Here is a 4,664-nt window from a genome sequence, read left to right as displayed (position 1 = left end):
GGATCTCCTCGGGCGCGGCCCGTTCGTCTGTCGGTCCCCCGCCTACGGTTCGACGCCCTACGGTTCGAGGCGGTGCGGGCCCCGGAAGAGGAACGTCGCCTCGCGGATCGACGGCAGGCCGAGCGCCAGCATCAGCAGCCGGCCGAGCCCCAGACCGAGCCCGCCGTGCGGCGGGGTGCCGTAGCGGAAGCAGTCGAGGTACCCGGAGAGCGGGCCGGTGTCCATGCCCTTCTCCCGGGCCTGGGCGACGAGGCGGTCGTACCGGTGCTCGCGCTGGGCGCCGGTGGTGATCTCCACGCCCTTCCACAGCAGGTCGAAGGACTCGGTGACGGTCGGGTCGTCCTCCGGCCGCAAGTGGTAGAACGGCCGCACGGCGGCCGGGAAGCGGGTGACGAAGACGAACTCGTGCCCGGTCTCCTCGGCGATCAGGCCGCACAGCGCCCGCTCGCCCTCGGGGTCGAGGTCCTCCTTGACGCCCTCCGGGTCCCAGCCGGTGGCGCGGAGCCGGGCCAGCGCGTCGGCCATCGTGATCCGGGGGAACGGCAGTTCCGGGACGACGACCCGGGTGCCGAAGTGCTCGGCGATCGCCGCGCCGTGGCGCTCGGCCACGGCGGTCAGGACGCGGTGCAGCATCCGCTCCTCGAAGGCCATCACGTCCTCGACCCCGTCGACCCAGGCGATCTCGACGTCGACCCCGGTGAACTCGGTGGCGTGCCGGGAGGTGAAGGACGGCTCGGCACGGAACACCGGCCCGATCTCGAAGACCCGGTCGATGCCGCCGGCGATGGCCATCTGCTTGTAGAACTGCGGGGACTGGGCGAGGTAGGCGGTCCGGCCGAAGTAGCCGACCTCGAACACCTCGGCGCCCGACTCGGAGGCCGTCCCCATCAGCTTCGGCGTGTGCAGCTCGGTGAAGCCCTCCTCGGCCGCCACCTCCCGCATCGCCCGCTCGACGGTCGTCTGGACGTCGAAGACCAGCTGCTGGGAGGGCCGCCGGATGTCGAGGAACCGCCAGTCCAGGCGCTGGTCGATCCCCGTCTTCTCGTCGATCGGCAGCTTCGGCTCGGCCGGTGAGACGACCTCCACGCGGGTCGGGACGATCTCCAGACCACCGAGCTTGACCTGCGGGTTGGCGACCACCCGGCCGGTGATCTTCACGGCGGACTCGACCGTCACGCCCTCGAAAGCGGCCTCGATGACGTCGTCCTCCCCACCCCGGAGGTGGGTGACCTGCACGAGACCGGTGTGGTCCCGGACCAGGACGAACTGGATGCGCCGCTGGAGTCGGAGCGTGTTCACCCACCCGTAGACGGTGACCGTCTCCTCCAGGTGCGCGGGCAGCTCGGCGACAAGGGTGCGCGTCATGACAGGGAACTCCCCGGGTTTGCGGGCGCGTTGGTCGCGCCACGTCGACGGGCGGTAAACGGCCGCCCTGGGCGCGTTCACCGTAGAGGATCAAGCCCGTGGGAGTCGCGGGGTTTTCCCTCGTGTCCGGGCGGACGGCGGCCGGGCGGACGGCGGACAGGGGTCGGCGGCCCCTGCGCGGTGCGAGGGGCCGCCGGAACGGTGCGGTCGCCGTCGGCCGACCGCCTCGTACGGGGAGCAGGCGGTGGCCGTCGCGGTGGAGGCCGTCAGTGCAGCTGCGACTGCCAGTCGGCGGGGACCCGGCCGGCCGGGCCCGGGGTGGGCTGGGTGACCGGGTGGGCGGTGGGCGGTGCCAGCGGCGGGCCCTCGTAGTACTCGCCGGTGTCCAGGTTCCAGAACCACTCCTCGCCGGGCTCGAAGCTGACCAGGAACGGGTGGCCGGCCTGGCGCGCGTGCTTCGTCGCGTGCTGGGCGGGGGAGGAGTCGCAGCAGCCGATGTGGCCGCAGGCCGCGCAGCGGCGCAGGTGGAACCACCATCCGCCGCCGGCCAGGCACTCCGCGCAGCCGTCGCCGCTGGGCACCGCGGCGGGGTCGATTCCCGGGATCGGCTCGCCGGTCATAGCTGCCTCCTCGGCTGGGCGGTCCGTCCCCACCAGCCTGGCCCGGCCGTGGCGGCGCTGCCAGTCCGGGGCACCTGACCGTCCGGGGCACCTGACCGTCCGGGCGCCGCAACCTTTCGGCCCGCTCACGGCATCAACCTGGTAGGGGGCGGGCCACGGGAGGGGCGCCGCAGACGGGGCGGACCAGGGCGGCCGGGGGCGGGGCGGGGCGGACCGAGTCGGAGGCCGGCCGCCGAATTCCCCCGAATTCATTCGGTACGTATGCGATTCACCCCCCGGGAATCGACCCCGGAGCCTGTTGCAGAGCCGTGACAGCCGCACGCGAAAAACCGTTCGACCGGAGACTTCCAAGGGTTAGCATTCCGGAATGGAATCGAACCTCCCCCCGATATGGAGTTCCTCCGAGAACGCGGACCTCCAGCCGTCCCGCAAGGCCCCGCTCCGGCTGGCCCGCCTCGGTGCGACCTTCCTGGGGGTGAGCGTCGTGTCCGGTGTGCTGCTGGCAGGCCTCGTCCTACCCGTCGCCGGCGGCATCGGGCTGACGGCCAAGAGCACGGCGGAGGGGTTCGAGGACGTCCCGTCCGACTTCAAGACCCCGCCGCTCACCCAGGCGACCCAGATCTTCGACGCCAAGGGCGGCCTGATCGCCAAGGTCTACGAGCGCGACCGCACCGTCATCACCGCCGAGCAGATGTCGCCGTTCATGCGCCAGGCCCAGGTCGACATCGAGGACGCCCGCTTCTACGAGCACGGCGCCGTCGACCTCAAGGGCGTCCTCCGCGCGATCAGCAAGAACGCCGAGAGCGGCACCGCCTCCCAGGGCGCCTCCACGCTGACCCAGCAGTACGTCAAGAACGTCAACGTCGAGCAGGCCGGCGACGACCGGGACGCCGTCCTGGAGGCCCAGCGCAAGACCCTGGGCCGCAAGATCCAGGAGCTCAAGGTCGCGATCAAGCTGGAGGAGGAGGTGCCGAAGGAGCAGATCCTCACCAACTACCTCAACATCACGTACTACGGGAACGGCGCCTACGGGGTCGAGGCCGCCTCCCAGCGCTACTTCAGCAAGAGCAACAAGGACCTCACCGTCGCCGAGGCGGCGACGCTCGCCGGGCTGGTGCAGAACCCGTCCCAGTACGACCCGAAGCTGCACCCGCAGGCCGCGCAGAACCGCCGCGACACCGTCATCGACAAGATGCTGGAGAACAAGCACATCACCGCCGAGCAGGCGAAGGAGGCGAAGGCCGCCCCGCTCGGCCTGAACTACAAGGCGCCGCAGAACGGCTGCATCACCGCCCAGGCCGGCATGGGCTTCTTCTGCGACTACGTGCGCCACGTGGTCAAGCAGGACCCGGCCTTCGGCCAGAGCTCCGACGAGCGCAAGAAGTTCTGGAACCAGGGCGGCCTGAACATCTACACCACGCTGGACCCGGAGAAGCAGGCCGCCGCCCAGAACGCGGTGAGCAGCAACGTCCGGGTCACGGACAGCGTCTCCGCCGCCGCCTCCATGGTCGAACCCGGCACCGGCAAGATCCTCGCCATGGCCCAGACCCGCCCGTACGGCCTGGACACCAACCAGAACCAGACCGTCGTCAACCTCAACGTCGACGCGGCGATGGGCGGCGGCAACGGCTTCCAGCCCGGCTCCACCTTCAAGCCGGTCGTCGCGGCCGCGGCCCTGGAGGCGGGCCTGCCGGCGACCCAGGAGTACTCGTCCCCGAACAAGCTCGAGTACCCGACGATGAAGACCTGCGAGGGCACCTGGAAGAACGAGGCCCGGCCCAGGACCGTGGTGCCCAACGAGTCCGCGAGCGAGAAGGGCCCGTACCAGCTGAAGATGGCGATGGCCCTCTCGGTCAACACCTACTTCATCCAGATGGAGCAGGAGATCGGCCTCTGCGCGGTCAAGCAGATGGCTAACAAGCTCGGCATCACCACCAAGGCCAGCGGCAAGCCCCTGGAGGAGGTCCCCGCGATGGCCCTGGGCGTCGAGGAGATGAGCCCGCTGACCATGGCCAACGTCTACGCGACCTTCGCCGCCCAGGGCACCCACTGCGCCCCCGTCGCCATCAACCGGATCACCACCGTGGAGGGCAAGGACGTCCCCGTCCCGTCCTCCCAGTGCGAGAAGGCGTTCTCCGACTCGACGGCACGGGCGCTGAACACCGTCCTGAACGGCGTCACCGAGAACAACGGCACCGGCGCGGCGCTCAGCCTGGACGACAACCGGCAGATCGCCGGCAAGACCGGCACCTCGGACCGCAAGCGGGCCGCCTGGTTCAACGGCTACACCCCGCAACTCGCCACCGCCGTCTGGATCGGCGGCCCCCAGGGCGGCGTCGAGATGCGCAACATCACCATCAACGGGAAGTACCGGGCCGAGGTGTTCGGCGCCGACGGCCCCGGCCCGATCTGGCGGGACGCCATGAACCAGGCCCTGCGCGGCACCCCCAAGCAGTCCCTGCCGATGGCCGACATCCCCGACCCGGCCCCCCGGACCGACCCGAACAAGACCCCGTCCGGCACCGGCACCGGCGCCCCCGGGGGCCAGGCGACCGCCCCGGCGGGCCCGGCGACCACCACCGAGAACGACCAGCAGCCCTGACGCCGCGTTCCCCGCGCGTCGCCCCGTACATCGCCTCGCACGTCACCCCGCACGTCGCCCCGTCGAGCACCGGCTCG

General features: G+C 71.2%; 3 protein-coding genes. 1 reads left to right on the top strand and 2 read right to left on the bottom strand.

Annotated features, from left to right (window positions below; all coding sequences use genetic code 11):
* Positions 1–57: 57 nt before the first annotated feature.
* Positions 58–1,365: an aspartate--tRNA(Asn) ligase gene (gene aspS, locus ACFU7Z_RS36585; protein WP_380782366.1), complete on the bottom strand. Its 1,308-nt coding sequence runs from the start codon at positions 1,363–1,365 to the stop codon at positions 58–60.
* A gap of 266 nt (positions 1,366–1,631) precedes the next feature.
* A complete protein-coding gene (locus tag ACFU7Z_RS36580) occupies positions 1,632–1,985 on the bottom strand; it encodes a UBP-type zinc finger domain-containing protein (RefSeq protein ID WP_117488836.1) in 354 nt (117 codons plus the stop codon).
* Positions 1,986–2,352: 367 nt separating this feature from the next.
* On the opposite strand from ACFU7Z_RS36580, the gene ACFU7Z_RS36575 reads away from it, so the two are divergent.
* Positions 2,353–4,587 (top strand): transglycosylase domain-containing protein, encoded by a 2,235-nt coding sequence (locus ACFU7Z_RS36575; RefSeq protein ID WP_380782364.1) that lies wholly within the window; start codon positions 2,353–2,355, stop codon positions 4,585–4,587.
* Positions 4,588–4,664 lie beyond the last annotated feature (77 nt).

Source organism: Kitasatospora sp. NPDC057518 (assembly GCF_042802075.1).
In the GTDB taxonomy this organism is placed as follows: Bacteria; Actinomycetota; Actinomycetes; order Streptomycetales; family Streptomycetaceae; genus Kitasatospora.
The sequence above is the reverse complement of the archived record's forward strand: the minus strand, read 5'-3'. Positions and strand labels throughout refer to the sequence as shown.